This window comes from Streptomyces sp. NPDC088252, assembly GCF_044740965.1.
GTDB lineage: Bacteria > Actinomycetota > Actinomycetes > Streptomycetales > Streptomycetaceae > Streptomyces.
On the sequence record NZ_JBIURS010000001.1, the window covers coordinates 322,608 to 340,552 of the forward strand.

Here is a 17,945-nt window from a genome sequence, read left to right on the forward strand (position 1 = left end):
CACATCACACGACAGAAGTGTTAAATCATTCCAAAACGGACATCGCTATATGGCCCATGGCGAGCGAAAATAGCCCTCTATTCGCCCCGTGCAATGAATGAAATGCGCGGCGCGGTCGGAGTGCGGCCGGGTCATTTGAAGTGACCTGAGGGAACCCGTGGTCCCCACCGCGCACGACCGGCACCACGCTGCGGACGGACGGGTCCTCGTGATTCCGAACGCGGCTGCGTGCAGCCGTGGGCGGCGGTCGGCCGCGGTGCGGCGACGGCGGCGGACGCTGCGGCTCGCCGGGTACGGCGGGGGAGGGCGTGAAGTCCGCCGCGACGGAGTCACGGCGTGACGCCGGACAAATCGCGGCCGTGCGGGGAGTCGCGGGGAGCCGCCTCCGCGTCGACATCGATCGGGGCCGCGGCCGGGAGAAGCTGCCCGACGTGCCGGATGTGGTGAAGGTGGAGTATGCGAAGCCGCACCGGAGCGGCGGTCCGGCCGGTCGCTGCGTGAGTGGGCGAGGAGGCGTGATGCGAACCAGCGACGAGATCTATCACCGGGTCCGCTGGGATCCGCGGTTCGACCCGGCCCGGTTCGTGCTGGGGATCAGTCAGCGCGGGGATGCCTGCAAACGCGTCCCGCTGCCTTCATTCGTGCCCGGGGGCGACATCCCGTGGCACCGGGTGGTGTTCATCGAGGCGGACGGCGAGGTGGTCTGGGACCGGGCCACGGGCGTGGACCGCATCGATGCGTCGGGCGCCGGCCGGGTGCGGGACCCGCAAGCGGACCTGAGCTTCGACACGAACTCCGGCGGGGGCGATCCCGTCGGCGTCCTCGACGTGCCCCCGACGGCCCGCACAGCGGTGGCCTGGATCCCGCCTGCGGAGCTGTGGCCGCCGATCCAGGACATCCGCCGGGACTACGATCCGCAGATCCATCGATGGCCGCCGCACGTCAATGTGCTCTTCGGCTTCGTGCCGGAGTCCGACTTCGAGCGGGCCGCCCCGCTGCTGGCCGCGGCGACGGCCGAGACGCCGGTCTTCACCGCCCGGCTGGACGGGGTGCGGACCTTCCGGCACAGGGCGTACTCCACCGTGTGGCTCGACCCGACGGCAGCCGGCCAGGCGCCGTGGGCCGACCTGCACCGCCTGCTGCAGCAGCGGTTCCCGCGCTGCAGTGGGCCAGCCGGGAACTTCACCCCACATCTGTCCCTGGGCCGGACCCGGGATCCGCGGCGAGTCACCGCCGACTGTGTCACCCGGCTCGACACCATGGCGGCGACAGTCTGGGAACTCGTCCTGCTCTCACGCAGGGGCGACGGGCCGATGCGGCCACGGGCCACGGTCGCCCTGCGAACGGGCGAGGTCCGCCGGCTGCCCGCGCCCGGCCTCGGAGCGCCGGGCCCGGAGGACACGTCATGGCTCTCCGGGATCACCGACAGATGAGGCCAGGGCCGGCTGGGGCAGAGTGCCGCCGGACAACAGCTTCCTGATAAGAGGTCGCGCGCATAGGCGTGGTTGGGGAGGTCGGAGACAGAAGGGGCACAGGTCCCGATGATCATGGAGTTGCGACGCTCTGCGATCACTGGGGAGACCTGTGCCCACGCTTCCATCATGGCTGACCGAACCGCTCTGGGATCGATTCGCGGCCCTGCGTCCCGAGCGGCCGGAGTACTACCCGGACCATCCACTTGGCTGCCACCGCCGACGCATCAGCGACCGGATCATCTTCGACAAGATGCTGCAACTGCTGCGCTTCGGCTGTTCTCACCAGGCGATCGCCGGCTCCCGGAGGCGGCGAGGCGGCCGGGCGTTCCCCGGTCGACCGCGGCAAGCAGGGCCTGAAACGCTCGGGCATGACGGACGGATACGGCATTCCACTGGGCCGTGTCCTGGCCGGCGCCAACCGCCACGACTCCCCACTGCTCGCCCCGGCCCTGGACCGCCTGGACGATTTCGGGCCACTGCCCGACAACGTCACCGTGCACCTGGACGCCGGCTACGACTCGGACACCACCCGCACTCTGCTCAAGGAACGCGGCCTCCACGGCCATATCGCGCACAAAGGCGAGAAGGCACCGATCCAGGCCAGTCAGCGTTGGCACGTCGAACGCACCCACGCCTGGCAGAGTGCCTTCCACCGGCTCGCCCGCTGTTACGAGCGGCGCGCCATCGTCGTCGATGCTTTCTTCGACCTCGCCGACGCGATCATCACCGTGCGCAGCCTGATCCGGCGGGCATGGACGACTCACCGCTGGGACGAACGCCCAAACCGTCGACGGTGATCGCGCTTCTGTCCGCGCCACCTTTAAGAACCGCCAACCCTGTGCCGACAAGCCGGAGTTGCTACGCTCCGACGCCGTCAGCCAGATATGTCAGGAGGAAGTCAATGCAGGCGAACTACCGGGCGGTCACCTTTTCCGAATACGGCGATCCCGAGGTCCTGCAGGTGGTGGAACGTCCCCTTCCCGATCCGGGAGCGGGCGAGGTCCGGTTGGTCGTGCGCGCGGCGGGAGTGAACCCCCTCGACTGGAAGATCCGCAGCGGCGCCGCGGCGTCCTTCTTACCGGTCGGGTTCCCGGTGGTGCCGGGTGGGGACGTGGCGGGGGTGGTCGACGCGGTCGGGCCCGACGTCACCGGGTTCGCCGTCGGCGACGAGGTGCTCGGCTCGATCGGCTTCGGCGGCTACGCCGAGGCGGTGGTCGTCGGTGCGGAGATGCTCGCCAAGAAGCCCGCCTCGGTGCCGTGGGAGACGGCCTCGGCCCTTCCGGTCGCCGCCAACACAGCGCTGCACGCCCTGGACGAGCTGAAGTTGCGGGAAGACGAGACGATCGTGATCGACGGTGCCGCCGGCGGTGTCGGGACGGTCGCCGTCCAGTTGGCGAGGCTCCGGGGCGCCCAGGTCGTCGGAACCGCGCGGGAGGCCAACCACACGTACCTGCGCTCGCTCGGCGCGACTCCGGTGGAGTACGGAGCGGGACTCGCGGACCGGGTCCGGTCCGTCGCCCCGCAGGGCGTCGATGCGGTACTCGATGTTTCCGGCCGCGGCTCGCTGCCCGGGCTCATCGAGGTGGCCGGCGGTCCGGACCGTGTCGTCACGATCGCCGACTTCTCCGCCGCCGAACTGGGGGTGCGGATGGTCTCCGCCGACGCGGAGGGCGCCGTGCGAAGGATCGGCGTCGTGGCGGCGCTGGCAGCCGAGGGGAAGCTGACCGTGCCGATCGCCGCCACGTATCCCCTGGAGGAGGCTGCAGAGGCGCATCGGGTCAGCGAGCAGGGCCACGTCCGGGGCAAGCTCGTCATCCTTCCCAGCGGCAAGGCGGACTGACGCCGCTCTCGCGGCCCGCGGCCTGTGCCCGTTCTGTTGCAGACGTCCCCAACCGCGCCTATCCGCGCGACCTCTCAGGCGTTCCGACATTCCGACATCACAAGGCGTTTCGACAACACGGCGAGGTGCCGTAGGTGTCGTCGTGCACCCGCCAGGGATCACGGACAGCCCTCAGCCGTTCCGACCGCCCTCCTCGGCGAGCGTCTTGATGCCCTGGAGGGTGGCCTCCATCCCGGCACGCAGTTCCTTCAGCCGAAAGGCGATCACCTCCTGCTCCCGGTCCGGCCGGCTCTCGATGGCTGCGGTGATCCCGCTGCGGCCCGGCCCGAGGCGGACCGCCTGCCGCAGCCGAGTGCCCGAACCCTCGGCCTCGATCTCGTAGCGCCAGGTCGCCATGGGCCGCGCCGGGTCCAGCGTCACCTCGCCGTAACAGCCGTCCGCGTCCGTGACGGCCCAGGCGAACACGCGTGGTTCGTCCGCCTCGATCACGTGGGAGACGGTCCGCCACTCGCCGAGCATCCGGTGGTGGTTGAAGCCCTCGAAGCGTGCTCCCACCACGGGCCCGTTCGCCCCGTCGAGCCAGGCGACGCGTCGCAACTCCGGGCTGAACCGGGCCGGCAGGCGGATGTCCGTCACCAGCTCCCAGACCCGTGGCACGGCTGCCTCGACATGGACGACACTGTGCACGCTCGGACCATCGACGTATGCCAAGGCGTCCTCCTCACACCGGAGTTGCCGATCATTCCGATCCTGGACCATGGGCGCAACAGGCCCTGGCCCGGATGTTTTCCCGGCGGTCCGGACAGCGCTGCTCAGCTGTCGTCACCACAGGAAACGGGCGACCTCCGAGGCCGGGAATGCGTTGTCGGTGGGAACCGGTAGCGTCGGAGCATGTCCAACATGGCCGTCCTCGAAGGTGTGCTTGAGCGGATCACCTACGCCAACGAGGAGAACGGGTACACGGTCGCGCGCGTCGACACGGGCCGGGGCGCGGGTGATCTGCTGACGGTCGTCGGCTCGCTGCTCGGCGCACAGGTCGGCGAGTCGCTGCGGATGGAGGGCCGCTGGAGTTCGCACTCCCAGTACGGCAAGCAGTTCACGGTGGAGAACTACACGACCGTGCTGCCCGCCACCATCCAGGGCATCCGCCGCTATCTCGGCTCCGGGCTGATCAAGGGCATCGGCCCGGTCATGGCGGACCGGATCACCACGCACTTCGGTGTCGACACCCTCGACATCATCGAGCAGGAGCCGAAGCGGCTGGTCGAGGTCCCCGGGCTCGGGCCGAAGCGGACGAAGATGATCGCCGCCGCCTGGGAGGAGCAGAAGGCGATCAAGGAGGTGATGGTCTTCCTCCAGGGGGTCGGTGTCTCCACCTCCATCGCCGTCCGTATCTACAAGAAGTACGAGGACGCCTCGATCTCCGTGGTGAAGAACCAGCCCTACCGGCTGGCCGCCGACGTCTGGGGCATCGGCTTCCTCACCGCCGACAGGATCGCCCAGGCCGTCGGCATTCCGCACGACAGCCCGGAGCGGGTCAAGGCCGGTCTGCAGTACGCGCTGTCGCAATCCACCGACCAGGGACACTGCTTCCTCCCCGAGGAGCGGCTGATCGCCGACGGTGTGAAGCTGCTCCAGGTCGATACGGGGCTGGTCATCGAGTGCCTCGCGGAACTGGCCGAGGACCCGGAGGGCGTCGTACGGGAGAAGGTTCCCTCGCCCGAGGGCGGCGAACTGGTCACGGCGATCTACCTCGTGCCGTTCCACCGGGCCGAAGTCGCCCTCGCCGCTCAGGTGCAGCGGCTGCTGCGGACGCCGGAGGAGCGGATGCCGGCCTTCGCGGACGTGGACTGGGACAAGGCGCTGGCCTGGCTCGCCACACGTACGGGGGCGAATCTGGCCCCCGAACAGGAGGCCGCGGTACGGCTCGCGCTCAGCCGCAAGGTCGCCGTCCTGACCGGGGGGCCCGGCTGCGGGAAGTCGTTCACCGTCCGGTCCATCGTGGAGCTGGCCCGCGCCAAGAAGGCCAAGGTGGTACTGGCCGCGCCCACCGGGCGGGCGGCCAAGCGGCTCTCCGAGCTGACCGGGGCCGAGGCCTCCACCGTGCACCGGCTGCTCGAACTGAAGCCGGGGGGCGATGCCGCGTACGACCGGGACCGCCCGCTGGACGCCGACCTCGTCGTCGTCGACGAGGCCTCGATGCTGGATCTGCTGCTCGCCAACAAACTGCTGAAGGCCGTGGCACCCGGTGCCCATCTCCTGCTCGTCGGGGACGTCGACCAGCTGCCGTCGGTCGGCGCGGGGGAGGTGCTGCGCGATCTGCTGGCCGACGGTGGCCCCGTTCCGGCGGTCCGGCTGACCACGATCTTCCGCCAGGCCCAGCAGTCCGGAGTCGTCGCCAACGCACACCGGATCAACTCCGGGATACCGCCGCTCACGCAGGGCCTCAAGGACTTCTTCCTCTTCGTGGAGGACGAGACGGAGGACGCGGGCGTGCTCGCGGTGGATGTCGCCGCCCGCCGCATTCCGGCCAAGTTCGGGCTGGACGCGCGGCGTGACGTACAGGTCCTCGCCCCGATGCACCGCGGTCCCGCCGGCGCGGGCACACTCAACGGGCTCCTCCAGCAGGCCATCACTCCGGGCCGCCCGAACCTGCCCGAGAAGCGGTTCGGCGGCCGGGTCTTCCGGGTCGGCGACAAGGTCACCCAGATCCGCAACAACTACGACAAGGGCGAGAACGGCGTCTTCAACGGCACGGTCGGCGTCGTCACCGCCCTCGACCTGGACGAACAGAAGTTGACGGTCCTCACGGACGAGGACGAGGAGATCTCCTACGACTTCGACGAGCTCGACGAGCTGGCCCACGCGTACGCCATGACGATCCACCGCTCCCAGGGCAGCGAGTACCCGGCCGTCGTCATCCCCGTCACGAAGAGCGCTTGGATGATGCTCCAGCGGAACCTGCTGTACACCGCCGTGACCAGGGCCAAGAAGCTCGTCGTGCTGGTCGGCTCGCGGCAGGCGATCGGCCAGGCGGTCCGCACGGTTTCCGCAGGCAGACGCTGTACGGCGCTGGATTACCGGCTGTCAGGGGGCTCGGGCGGAGGATCCGCGGAAAAAATGATCGATCAAATCGGTGGGAAACATCACGCGGGCCTTCCGGAACCGGATCCGAAGGGGCAGGATGAGTAGGCTCGCGGCACTGAGTGCCGCGAGTAGGTCCAATGGACGACCCCGAGTGCACTCTCCTGAGCCAAATGGGGGAGGGTGGAGACAGTCAGGGAACCTCGAAGAAGAGGCACTACGTCGGTGAGGGATGACGTGAGCGACAACTCTGTAGTACTGCGGTACGGCGACGGCGAGTACACCTACCCGGTGATCGACAGCACCGTCGGCGACAAGGGCTTCGACATCGGGAAGCTCCGGGCCAATACCGGTCTGGTGACGCTGGACAGCGGATATGGCAACACCGCAGCCTATAAATCCGCCATCACCTACCTCGACGGAGAGCAGGGCATCCTGCGCTACCGCGGCTACCCCATCGAGCAGCTCGCCGAGCGCTCGACGTTCCTTGAGGTCGCGTACACGCTCATCAACGGTGAGCTTCCCAAGGTCGACGAGCTGTCGACCTTCAAGAACGAGATCACCCAGCACACGCTGCTGCACGAGGACGTCAAGCGGTTCTTCGACGGCTTCCCGCGCGACGCCCACCCGATGGCCATGCTGTCCTCGGTCGTCAGCGCGCTGTCCACGTTCTACCAGGACAGCCACAACCCGTTCGACGAGGAGCAGCGCCACCTCTCGACGATCCGGCTGCTGGCCAAGCTGCCGACGATCGCCGCGTACGCGTACAAGAAGTCGATCGGCCACCCCTTCGTCTACCCGCGCAACGACCTCGGGTACGTCGAGAACTTCCTGCGCATGACCTTCTCGGTCCCCGCCCAGGAGTACGAGTTGGACCCGGTCGTCGTCTCGGCGCTCGACAAGCTGCTCATCCTGCACGCGGACCACGAGCAGAACTGTTCGACCTCCACCGTGCGTCTGGTCGGCTCCTCGCAGGCGAACATGTTCGCCTCGATCTCCGCCGGCATCTCGGCGCTGTGGGGTCCGCTGCACGGTGGCGCCAACCAGTCGGTGCTGGAGATGCTCGAAGGCATCCAGGCCAACGGCGGCGACGTCGACTCCTTCATCCGCAAGGTGAAGAACAAGGAGGACGGCGTCCGGCTGATGGGCTTCGGACACCGCGTCTACAAGTCCTTCGACCCGCGCGCCAAGATCATCAAGGCCGCCGCCCACGACGTGCTGTCCGCGCTCGGCAAGTCCGACGAGCTGCTCGACATCGCGCTGAAGCTGGAGGAGCACGCGCTCTCCGACGAGTACTTCGTCTCGCGCAACCTCTACCCCAACGTGGACTTCTACACGGGTCTGATCTACCGGGCCATGGGCTTCCCGACCGAGATGTTCACCGTGCTCTTCGCGCTCGGCCGGCTTCCCGGCTGGATCGCCCAGTGGCACGAGATGATCAAGGAGCCGGGTTCCCGCATCGGCCGCCCGCGTCAGATCTACACCGGAGAGGTCCTGCGCGACTTCGTCCCGGTCGAGGGTCGCTGACCTCGTACCACCCCGCACCGCCCCGGCCATCGAGGCCGGTTGTCTTCGCCCCGTGTACCGCGCTTTCGCACAGAGCGCGGTGACCGGGGCGATTTGCATGCCCGGCCCCGTGCGGCCGCCGGGTCGACAGCGAGAAGCGCCCCGCCATCGATCCCCCCACGGGCCGACAGCGAGGCGCTTCCCATATCCCCGAGCGGATTCCCCCCACGGGATCCGGCCGGGCGTCTGTGGGAGCCGAAGCTCCAGGGCGTTCCTCACCCACTGCGAACTGTGCTCTTCACTTGTACTTCCAGTGCGGTCCGCCGGGGTACGTACGCACGGGAGGGCCGCTCAAAGCTCCCCGGTGCACGTGCCCCGGCCAACGCTTGCCCGAAGCATCCCCCAAGACACTTCGACGGACATCCCCCAAGACATCCTTGGCATCGCACTCTAAGACTCGCGAACCCACCAGATGGTTACCCTGAAACCGGTGTGATCTAAATCTCTTTGTGGAAGTTACGTGAAGGCACGCAACCGCAGGCTGTTCGTCACGACGAAGACCGATGAGAACGCCATCGCCGCTCCCGCAATCATAGGGTTGAGCAGGCCAAATGCCGCAAGGGGTAGGGCAGCAACGTTATAACCGAATGCCCAGAACAGGTTGCCCCTGATGGTGGCCAGGGTGCGGCGGGAGAGCCGGATCGCGTCTGCCGCCACCTTGAGATCTCCACGAACGAGGGTGAGATCGCTCGCCTCGATCGCGGCGTCCGTACCCGTCCCCATCGCCAGGCCGAGGTCGGCGGTGGCGAGGGCGGCCGCGTCGTTGACCCCGTCACCGACCATGGCGACGGAGCGCCCCCGGGCCCGGAGCTGCTCGATGACGTGGACCTTCTCCTCGGGCAGGACCTCGGCGTGGACCTCGTCGATCCCGACGGCGTGGGCCACGGCGTCCGCCACGGCCCGGTTGTCGCCGGTCAGCAGAACGGGACGGAGGCCGAGCCGGCGCAGCTCGGCGACGGCCGCCGCGCTCGACTCCTTGACCGCGTCGGCGACGGCGAGGACGCCGCGTGCCTGTCCGTCCCAGGCGACCGCGATCGCGGTTCGGCCGCGGGCCGCCGCGTCGGCCACGGCGCCGGACAGGCTGTCGGGGACGTCGATGTCCGCGTCGGCGAGCAGCTGCGGGCGGCCGACCAGTACCCGGTGCCCGTCGACCGTGCCGCGTACGCCGAGCCCCGCGACGTTGGCGAAGTCCACGGGGGTGGGGAGGGGGCCGCCGATGCGTTCCGTGGCTCCGGCGGCGACGGCCTGGGCGATGGGGTGCTCGGAGGAGTGCTCCAGCGCCCCGGCCAGCCGCAGCAGCCGGCTCTCGTCGGTGCCGGGCGCGGGGCGGACGTCCTGCAGGGTCATCCGGCCGGTGGTGACGGTGCCGGTCTTGTCGAGGACGATCGTGTCGATGCGATGCGTGGCCTCCAGGACCTCGGGCCCCTTGATCAGGATGCCGAGCTGGGCGCCACGGCCGGTGCCGACCATGAGGGCGGTGGGAGTGGCGAGGCCGAGGGCGCAGGGGCAGGCGATGATCAGTACGGCGACGGCGGCGGTGAACGCGGCGGTCAGGTCGTCCGTGACGAGCAGCCATGCGATCAGCGTGGCCACGGCGAGCACCAGCACCACGGGGACGAAGACCGCGGAGATCCGGTCGGCGAGGCGCTGCACCTCGGCCTTGCCGTTCTGGGCGTCCTCGACGAGCTTCGCCATCCGGGCCAGCTGGGTGTCGGCACCGACCCGGGTCGCCTCCACGACGAGCCGGCCCGAGGTGTTCACGGTGGCCCCGGTGACGGGGTCGCCCACGCCCACGTCGACCGGAACGGACTCGCCGGTGAGCATGGAGGCGTCCACGGCGGAGACGCCCCCGACGACGGTCCCGTCGGTGGCGATCTTCTCGCCGGGACGGACGACGAAACGGTCGCCCACGACGAGCCGGGCGACGGGGATGCGTACCTCCGTACCGCCCCGCAGGACGGTGACGTCCTTCGCGCCCAGGTGCATCAGCGCGCGCAGCGCGGAGCCGGCCTTCCGCTTCGACTTCGCCTCCAGATAGCGGCCCAGCAGGATGAAGGTCACGACGCCGGCGGCGACCTCCAGGTAGATGGTGGAGGAGGCTCCGTCGCGCGAGACGGTGAAGTCGAAGCCGTGCCGCATCCCGGTCATGCCCGCTTCACCGAAGAACAGCGCCCACAGGGACCAGCCGAAGGCGGCGAGGGTGCCGACCGAGACCAGGGTGTCCATGGTGGCCGCGCCGTGCCGGAGGTTGGTCCAGGTGGCGCGGTGGAAGGGCAGCCCGCCCCAGACGACCACGGGGGCGGCGAGGGTGAGGGAGAGCCACTGCCAGTTGTCGAACTGGAGGGCCGGGACCATCGCGAGTACGACGACGGGGGCGGCGAGGACGGCCGAGACGAGCAGACGTCGTCGCAGTGCGGCGAGGGCGAGGGTCGCGCTCCGTTCGGCGGGGTCGGTGCTCGGCTCGGAGAGATCGGCGACTGCGGCGGCGGCCTCCGCTCCGGCTCCGCCCCCGGTGTCCGCCTCGGCGTCGGTACGGACGTCGCTGCCGGTGGCGGTCGAGTTCTCGGCGGCTCGGGCGTTGGCGCTGCGCGGGCTGCCGTCCTCGGGAAGGTCCGTGGCGGCGCCCGCGCGTGTGACCGGCGCGCCGCCCGAAAGGGGCGACACCGGCATGGCGGGTGACGCGGGCGTGGCCCGCGGCGGGGCGGGAGGTGCCGGTTCGGGGCGGCGTACGGGCCGCGCCGTGTATCCGGTCTTCTCGACCGTGGCGATCAGATCCGCGAGGCCGATACCGGGACCGAGAAGGACGCGGGCCTTCTCGGTCGCGTAGTTGACGGTGGCGGTGACGCCGTCCATCCGATTGAGCTTCTTCTCGACGCGGGCCGCGCAGGAGGCACAGGTCATCCCGCCGATCGCGAGTTCGGCCCGAGAACCTCCCGCTGCCGGGGTCTCGGCCTCTGTGGCGCTGTGCATGTCCGAACTCCTGTAACGCCGACCGGGCCGTACCCCACCAGTATCTGCTGGTGGGTCCGGCCCGGCGGCAAAGGGGGGTGATCCGGGTGATTTCGGGTATCCGGTGTATCGGGTGTGTACCGGCGGCGTTCAGGCCTGGCCGACGAGCTCGTAGCCGGCCTCGTCGACCGCGGCGCGCACGGCGTCCTCGGCCAGCGGGGTCCGGGAGGTCACGGTCACCTGGCCGGTGGAGGCGACGGCCTTCACCGAGGTGACTCCCTCGATGCCGGAGATCTCCTCGGAGACCGCGCCTTCGCAGTGCCCGCAGGTCATGCCGGACACCTGGTACACGGTGGTCACGCCGTCCGCCGCCCGGTCGCCGGTGCCCGCGCCGTCGTGGCAGGAGCCACTGGGCGAGCAGCAGGAGCCGGTGGCCTGGGGGAGCTGGGTCTCGGCGGTCATGGTGTTCTCCTCTTCGACGAGCACAAAAGGGTGTGGTGTCAGGGGCCGGGAGGACTGGCGCCCCGACACTCATCACACTATACCCCTAGGGGGTATCAATGCGAGCGCCCCGCCCCTCGCCGTGAGCGCCTCCTTGTCTGCTGCGCGCGCTCCGCGCCAGTGAGCGCAGCCAGGCCAGTGCGACGAACGTGATCACGATGAGGCCGCCCACCGAGAACAGCGTGAACAGATGCTGCTGCTCCTCGGAGGGGGCCGGGATGTACCCCTGCGCGAAGAGCGCGCGGCTCAGGCCGGTGTCGGTGACCCGGGCGACCAGCCAGATCGCGATGCCGTGCATCGAGTCCCAGAGCGAGTGCAGCACGGCGACGCCGAGGTAGGTGGCGATCACGGGTGCGGCGAAGCGAAAACGCCCGTTCGGCCTGCGGAAGGAGAGCAGGACGCCACCGGCGATCGCCGTCCAGAGGCCGTGCCCGAACGGCGCGAGTACCCCGCGCAGCACCTCGGTCTCCAGCAGAGCGCGCAGATCGATGCCCTTCATGGTGACGGCGGCGTTGAAGGCGTAGCCCGCGCTCTCAAGGGCGGCGAACCCGAATCCGACCGCCGCGCCGAGCACCAGTCCGGCTCGCATGCCGTGGATGTGGGTGTGGCGGCGGAGTACGAACATCAGCGCCGCGAGCTTCACGGCTTCCTCGATCAGCCCGACACCCAGAAACATCCAGAGCGACGGATTCAGCAGGTAGTACTCCATGACGGAGGCGCCCAGCACGCCCAGGATTCCGCCCGTCAGGAAGCAGCCGAGGATGAGGTTCACCCCGAGGTCGCGGCCGTGTCGTTCGTGCGCCCACAGGACGAAGGCGGCCGGGACCAGGAAGCTGCCGAGCAGGATGAGGGTCGGCAGCAGGGTGGTGTTCTGGGTGGCGTACGTGACGACCGCGGTCAGGAACCAGAGGGCTGCGCCACCCCACAGGCACCGTTTCCAGAGTCCTGGGCGCGGCTGTGGTGGCTCCGGTGGGGCCTGGGGGTGCGGCGGAGCGGGTCCTGGCCGCCGTCCGGAAGGGGTGGCGGGCGGCGGATTGCCGGGATCGGTGTACCAGTTCATGCGTACTCCCTATGCATATCTCCTTAATTGCCCGAATCCTATGAGGTGTGGAGCTATGCGGCATTCGGGGGAGTCGGGGGCGGGGCGTCGCACACCAGCGGCTCCAGGTAGCGGAGCAGTGCGGTCTTCAGCTCCCTGGTGTACGCGTCCCGCTCCTCGCCCTCGTGGGCCATGATCAGGTCGAGCCCGCCCTTGAAGAGGATGAAGATCATGTTGGCGATGCGGGCGATCCGGGCGGGCGGAGTGTCCGGCAGGTAGCCGCCGAGGATGGTTTCGACGCGGTTGAGCATGGTCATGTGGAGTGCGTCGTGTCCCTGGGTGATCATTCCGGGGATCTCCGGACCGTGCATCAGGACGGTGAACGCCGGGTTCTCGCAGTTGAAGGTGATCAGTGGGTCGAGGACGGCGTCCAGCATCCGGTCCAGCGGGAGCGTCAAGTGGTCGGGAAGGAACGCAGCGCCGTACGTCTCCCGCCAGCGGTTGAGGAGTTGGTCGCCGAGCTCGACGGCGATGGCCTCCTTGTTGGGGAAGAACTGGTAGAGCGTGCCCGGTGAGACACCGGCTTCGCGAGCGATGGCGTTGGTGCTCGCGGCGGTGTAGCCGGTGGTGCAGAAGACGCTGGCCGCCGCTTTGAGGAGCTGGGCGATGCGGGCTTCGCCTCGGGCCTGGCGGCGGCGGGGGCGAGGGGTGCCGCCTGTCCCGTCGGCGCCGTCTCCTGTGCCCTTGGTGTCTCTTGCGCCTCTGGCGTCCCGTGTGTTTCTGGCGTCTCTCGCGCCTCCCATGCCCGTCGTGTCTCCGGTGTGCCTCGCTCTGGCCTCCGACACGGTCAATCCCCAGCTTTCATGGCGCGGTTGACAAACGCGAGTTGTCGCTCGCATTCTTGATGAAACGCGAGCGATGACTCGTGTTTGCCAGTCTAATCGGCAACGACTGATCCATGCTGCCCTGCGCCGCCACCCCATGGGGCCGTCGCACGCCGTCGGATCCGGGGGGAAGGGGACACCGCGTCATGCCTGAAGTGAACGGTCCGCAGCGTCTGGGGGGCTGGACGCGACTCGTCACCGCGCGACCACGGCTCGCGCTGCTCGCGGCCCTGGTGATCACAATGCTCGCCGTGTTCGCCGGCAGCGGGGTGGCCGACCGGATGGGCAGTGGGGGCTGGGAGGCGCCGGACGCCGAATCGACCTATACGACCAAGGCGCTGGAGCGCGAGTTCCCCGCGTCCCAGCCGAATCTGCTGCTGCTCGTGGACAGTGGCGGCGCATCGGTCGACGATCCCGCGGTGGCCGCCGAGGCGGCCCGGCTGACCGAGCGGCTGGCCGGTGAGAAGGGCATCACCGGTGTCGGCTCGTACTGGCAGAGCAAGTCACCCGCACTGCGTGCCGAGGACGGGCGGGAGGCGCTGATCGCCGCCCGGATCGAGGGTGACGACAAGGAGATGGGCGAGGTCCTGGACCGGATGGCTCCCGCCTACCGGGGTGTGCACGGGCCGGTGGAGGTTTCGGTCGGCGGCCCGGTAGCCGTTCGGCACGAGATGCAGACGATCATCCAGGAAGACCTGCTGCGGGCCGAGATGATCGCCCTGCCGGTGACACTCGTGCTGCTGGTCATGGTCTTCGGCAGCGCGATCGCCGCCCTGCTGCCGCTCGGTGTGGGCATCGTCGCGATCCTGGGGACCAATGCCGTGCTGCGCGGCATCACCGAATTCACCGATGTCTCGGTCTTCGCCCAGAACCTCACCACCGCCCTCGGCCTCGGACTGGCCATCGACTACGCGCTGTTCATCGTGCGCCGGTTCAGGGAGGAGCTCTCGGCCGGGGCGGACACCCGGGAGGCCGTCGGGGCGACGCTGCGCACCGCGGGCCGCACGGTGCTGTTCTCCGCGCTGACCGTCGCGGTTTCGCTCGCGGCGATGCTGGTCTTCCCGCAGTACTTCCTGCGCTCGTTCGCCTACGCGGGGATCGCCGTGGTGCTGCTGGCGGCCGCCGCCGCGCTCGTGCTGCTTCCGGCCGCTCTGGTGCTGCTCGGACCACGGGTGAACTCCCTCGATCTGCGCCGGCTGCTGCGGCGCGGTGACGGGCGCTCGGCCGAGCGCTCCGGCGGAGCCGTGCGAGGACGTCCGGGCGGACATGACGAGCCGTCCGAATCCGCCGCGCCCGCCGAGGCCGGGTCCGGCCGCGGGTGGGGGCGGTTCGCGGCCCTGGTGATGCGTCGGGCGCCGGTCTTCGCCGCCGCCACCGCCGTGGGGCTCGTTCTGCTCGGGCTGCCGTTCCTCGGGGTGAAGTTCGGTACGGCGGACGATCGTCAGCTGCCCGCGTCCGCCGAATCGCATGTCGTGCAGCAGCACATCCGGGACGGCTTCCCAGGCAGTCCGGGCGGCGGCCTCGAAGTGCTCGCGGAGGGTGCGGCGACGCCGGCCCAGTACGCCGAATACCGCGACAGGATCGCCGGGCTTCCCGGTGTGCTGCGGGTCGACGGACCGGTCACGGCGGGGCGGTTCGCCTACTTCAGTGTGCTGCCCGACGGCGAGTCCGTGGGGGAGGGGACCCAGCGGCTCGTCCAGGACCTCCGGGCCGAGCCCGCCCCCTTCGACACCTCGGTGACGGGCACGGCGGCCGTCCTGGTCGACTCCAAGCACGCCATCGCCGACCGGCTGCCCTGGGCGGTGGGCATCATCGTCGTGGTGACGCTGTTCCTGGTCTTCCTGCTCACCGGAAGTGTGCTGATCCCCCTTCAGGCGGTCGTGCTCAACGCGCTGAGTCTCACGGCGATGTTCGGGGCGGTCGTCTGGGTCTTCCAGGACGGGCATCTGTCCGGGCCGCTCTCCTTCACCAGCACGGGGGACATCGAGACGACACTGCCGGTGCTCATGTTCTGCGTCGCCTTCGGACTCTCCATGGACTACGGGGTCTTCCTGCTCTCCCGGATCAAGGAGGAGTACGACCGCACCGGGGACCACGAGCGGTCGGTGACCTTCGGGCTGCGGCACACCGGTGGGCTGATCACCGCGGCAGCCGTGATCCTGGCGGTGGTGATGGTCGCCATCGGCACATCACGGGTGACCAGCACCAAGATGCTGGGCCTCGGTATCGCGCTGGCCGTGCTGATGGACGCCATGGTGGTGCGCAGCCTGCTGGTTCCTTCCGTGATGAAGCTGATGGGAAGGGTCACCTGGTGGGCGCCCGCCCCGTTGCGGGCCTTTCAGCAAAGGTTCGGCCTGAGCGAGGGGGAGTCCGTGCCGGTTCCGGCCGAGGAGATGTCGAAGGACGCCCCGGAGCGGGAGAGGGTCACCAGCGGAGCGTAGATCCGCCCGGTCGCCCGGCTGTCCGTGGCGCAAGTGATCGTCGTCGAACCGTCGAAGGGCGGGGCGGCACGCCCCGGCGAAGGAGTGGGGCCCCGTGCGGCGGCGGGTGGGGGACCGCTCGCCGCCGCACGGGGCCGGAGGTGGTCAGTGACCGCGCCCTCGGTTGCCGGGTCTTGAGGCGACCCAGGCACGGATGGTGTCCGCGTACCAGTAGGGCTTGCCGCCCTCCACATGGTCGGGCGGCGGGAGGTGACCGTGTTTGCGGTAGGAGCGGACGGTGTCCGGCTGCACCCGGATGTGCGCGGCAATGTCCTTGTAGGACCAGAGTCTTCTGTCCGTCATAAGTGACACCTCTCTGCACTGCGGCGGCAGCCGGGGGAGGCCGCCGGGGGAGCCGCGGTATCGACGCTGACGATCACTCAGTCAGTGCCCGGTGCAACGAAACGGAGTGAGTTCCGGGGAGGGGCTGTCGAGCGCCTGTGACGAAAGACCCGCGTACTGAAGACACCTGTGACGAGAGATGGATCTCTGTGACAGAAGCAGCACATGGTGTTCGAGGGATTGCGGGACAGTCCCTGGCGAGAGAGGAGTCCGGCGATCGGAGTCACGCCGGCGGATAGGGGAGAGGGGATGTGCGACTCGGCCCCGCGTGCCGGAGCACCGACCAGGTGGCCGGGGTGACCAGGCCGTTCGGTGCGAGCGGCGGGTGGTCCGCCTGGAAGCGCTGCACGGCGAGGAGGGTCTGCGGTCCGAAAGTTCCGTCGAGCGCGGACCACGGCAGATAGTGGCGGTTGGCCAGCATGCACTGCACCTGGGAGACGCGCTCGCCCCGCTCCCCGAAGAAGGTCGGCCCGTCGCCGTCGTAGAAGACGCAGACCGGGCTGGAGCCGGGCGGTGGCGGCGGGTTGTGCGCGTCGGCGGAGGCTCCCGGGGCCGTGGCGAGGGCGGCGGCCAGGGCGACCGCGGCCAGGGCCGGGGCCCCGGCCGTCCTGCGGAACGACAGCATCTTTCGGATCATGGCGAGTTGCTCCTCGTGCGGTGGCGGGGTGTTCGGCGGCGGGCGCGGCCGGGACCGCGTACCGGCGCCTCGTCGAGCACAACACCGCGCACCGTCACTTCGTCACTTCCCGGGAGCGTTCGGCGTGTCCGGGGTCCGGCGGCGGCCGTCGGTGCGCGGGGCACCGCAGGAGCGGAGGAAGTCCCGGGTGCGGCGGGCAATGGGGAGGGGTTTGTCGGGCGGGCACGGATACATGTCCTGCTCGACGATGGCGAAGAGGTCCACGTCCAGTTCGCGGGCGGCGGCGAGCACGGGTTCCAGCGCGGGTACCCCGCCCGGCGGTTCGCACATCACACCGCGCGCCACGGCCGGCCCGAACGGCACCTCGTGCGCGACGACTTCGGCCAGGATCTCCGGGTCGACCTGCTTGAGGTGCAGGTAGCCGATCCGTTCGCCGTAGGTCTCGATCAGCTTGACGCTGTCACCGCCGCAGTAGGCGTAGTGGCCGGTGTCGAGGCAGAGCGAGACCAGGTCGGGATCGGTGGCGTCCAGGAAGCGGCTGACGTTCTCCTCGCTGTCGATGTGCGTGTCGGCATGCGGATGGACGACGATGCGCAGCCCGAAGCGGTCCCGTACCTCGCGGCCCAGCCGCTCGGTCTGGGTGGTGAGGTGGCGCCACTGCTCGGCCGTGAGAACGCGGTCCTCCAGCACCTCGCCCGTCCGGTCGTCGCGCCAGAACGACGGGATGACCACCAGATGCCCGGCACCCATCGCCCGGGTGAGTGCCGCGATGTCGGCGACATGCGCCCAGGTCCGGTCCCAGACGTCCGGTCCATGGTGCAATCCGGTGAAAACGGTCCCGGCCGAGACCGTGAGTCCGCGGCGGCCGGTCTCGTCGGCGAGGCGGGCCGGGTCGGTCGGGAGATAGCCGTACGGGCCGAGCTCGATCCACTCGTAACCCGCCGCGGAGACCTCGTCGAGGAAGCGCTGCCAGGGCACTTGCCGGGGATCGTCGGGGAACCACACCCCCCACGAGTCGGGTGCCGAACCGATACGGATACGGGCCGGAGCCAATGCGGAGGAGGTCATGCCGTCCAGCCTCCCGGCCCCGGGGGGCGAGTGTCAATCATTCGTCCTTATGTCCGGACAAAACATTGACAGGGTTCCGG

The 17,945-nt window shown here is 69.6% G+C and carries 12 protein-coding genes and 2 pseudogenes; 6 read left to right on the forward strand and 8 right to left on the reverse strand.

The features are described 5' to 3' along the window. Positions 1 to 518: 518 nt before the first annotated feature. The 3 genes and pseudogenes from ACIOHC_RS01465 to ACIOHC_RS01475 all read left to right on the forward strand — a co-directional run. A pseudogene (locus ACIOHC_RS01465) lies at positions 519 to 1,394 on the forward strand (RNA repair domain-containing protein); the annotation flags it as partial. Between the two features lie 190 nt (positions 1,395 to 1,584). Then, positions 1,585 to 2,272: pseudogene (locus ACIOHC_RS01470) on the forward strand (transposase). 104 nt (positions 2,273 to 2,376) lie between these two features. Then, a complete protein-coding gene (locus tag ACIOHC_RS01475) occupies positions 2,377 to 3,315 on the forward strand; it encodes an NADP-dependent oxidoreductase (RefSeq protein WP_401840895.1) in 939 nt (312 codons plus the stop codon). A gap of 171 nt (positions 3,316 to 3,486) precedes the next feature. Here the strand turns inward: ACIOHC_RS01475 and ACIOHC_RS01480 are convergent, their stop codons facing one another. After that, positions 3,487 to 4,026, reverse strand: coding sequence for an SRPBCC family protein (locus tag ACIOHC_RS01480; RefSeq protein WP_351085368.1), 540 nt, complete (start codon positions 4,024 to 4,026; stop codon positions 3,487 to 3,489). Between the two features lie 180 nt (positions 4,027 to 4,206). On the opposite strand from ACIOHC_RS01480, the gene ACIOHC_RS01485 reads away from it, so the two are divergent. Together ACIOHC_RS01485 and ACIOHC_RS01490 are read left to right on the forward strand one after the other, a co-directional pair. After that, positions 4,207 to 6,507, forward strand: a complete 2,301-nt coding sequence (locus ACIOHC_RS01485) for an ATP-dependent RecD-like DNA helicase (protein ID WP_351085366.1) — start codon at positions 4,207 to 4,209, stop codon at positions 6,505 to 6,507. A 129-nt stretch (positions 6,508 to 6,636) separates the two neighbouring features. Beyond that, positions 6,637 to 7,926 carry a citrate synthase gene (locus tag ACIOHC_RS01490; protein WP_351085365.1) on the forward strand — a complete coding sequence of 430 codons (1,290 nt, stop codon included), beginning with the start codon at positions 6,637 to 6,639 and terminating at the stop codon, positions 7,924 to 7,926. Positions 7,927 to 8,421: 495 nt separating this feature from the next. Here the strand turns inward: ACIOHC_RS01490 and ACIOHC_RS01495 are convergent, their stop codons facing one another. From ACIOHC_RS01495 to ACIOHC_RS01510, 4 genes are all read right to left on the reverse strand, one after another. Continuing rightward, complete coding sequence (locus ACIOHC_RS01495; RefSeq protein ID WP_401840899.1) at positions 8,422 to 10,935, reverse strand: heavy metal translocating P-type ATPase; 2,514 nt, start codon at positions 10,933 to 10,935, stop codon at positions 8,422 to 8,424. 129 nt (positions 10,936 to 11,064) lie between these two features. Next, positions 11,065 to 11,376 (reverse strand): heavy-metal-associated domain-containing protein, encoded by a 312-nt coding sequence (locus ACIOHC_RS01500; protein WP_351085361.1) that lies wholly within the window; start codon positions 11,374 to 11,376, stop codon positions 11,065 to 11,067. An 85-nt stretch (positions 11,377 to 11,461) separates the two neighbouring features. Further along, entirely contained in the window at positions 11,462 to 12,475 is a 1,014-nt protein-coding gene (locus tag ACIOHC_RS01505) for a PrsW family intramembrane metalloprotease (protein WP_401840901.1), read from the reverse strand. Positions 12,476 to 12,528: 53 nt separating this feature from the next. Beyond that, a complete protein-coding gene (locus ACIOHC_RS01510) occupies positions 12,529 to 13,257 on the reverse strand; it encodes a TetR/AcrR family transcriptional regulator (RefSeq protein WP_351085357.1) in 729 nt (242 codons plus the stop codon). Positions 13,258 to 13,484: 227 nt separating this feature from the next. Between ACIOHC_RS01510 and ACIOHC_RS01515 the strand changes: the two genes are divergently transcribed. Then, positions 13,485 to 15,779, forward strand: coding sequence for an MMPL family transporter (locus ACIOHC_RS01515; protein ID WP_401840903.1), 2,295 nt, complete (start codon positions 13,485 to 13,487; stop codon positions 15,777 to 15,779). Positions 15,780 to 15,923: 144 nt separating this feature from the next. Here the strand turns inward: ACIOHC_RS01515 and ACIOHC_RS01520 are convergent, their stop codons facing one another. The 3 genes from ACIOHC_RS01520 to ACIOHC_RS01530 all read right to left on the reverse strand — a co-directional run bounded on the left by ACIOHC_RS01520 (position 15,924) and on the right by ACIOHC_RS01530 (position 17,865). Then, positions 15,924 to 16,121, reverse strand: coding sequence for a MerR family transcriptional regulator (locus ACIOHC_RS01520; RefSeq protein ID WP_351080521.1), 198 nt, complete (start codon positions 16,119 to 16,121; stop codon positions 15,924 to 15,926). A 262-nt stretch (positions 16,122 to 16,383) separates the two neighbouring features. Continuing rightward, complete coding sequence (locus ACIOHC_RS01525) at positions 16,384 to 16,797, reverse strand: peptidoglycan-binding protein (RefSeq protein ID WP_351080519.1); 414 nt, start codon at positions 16,795 to 16,797, stop codon at positions 16,384 to 16,386. A gap of 102 nt (positions 16,798 to 16,899) precedes the next feature. After that, a complete protein-coding gene (locus ACIOHC_RS01530) occupies positions 16,900 to 17,865 on the reverse strand; it encodes a sugar phosphate isomerase/epimerase (RefSeq protein WP_351080517.1) in 966 nt (321 codons plus the stop codon). Between the last annotated feature and the right edge of the window lie 80 nt (positions 17,866 to 17,945).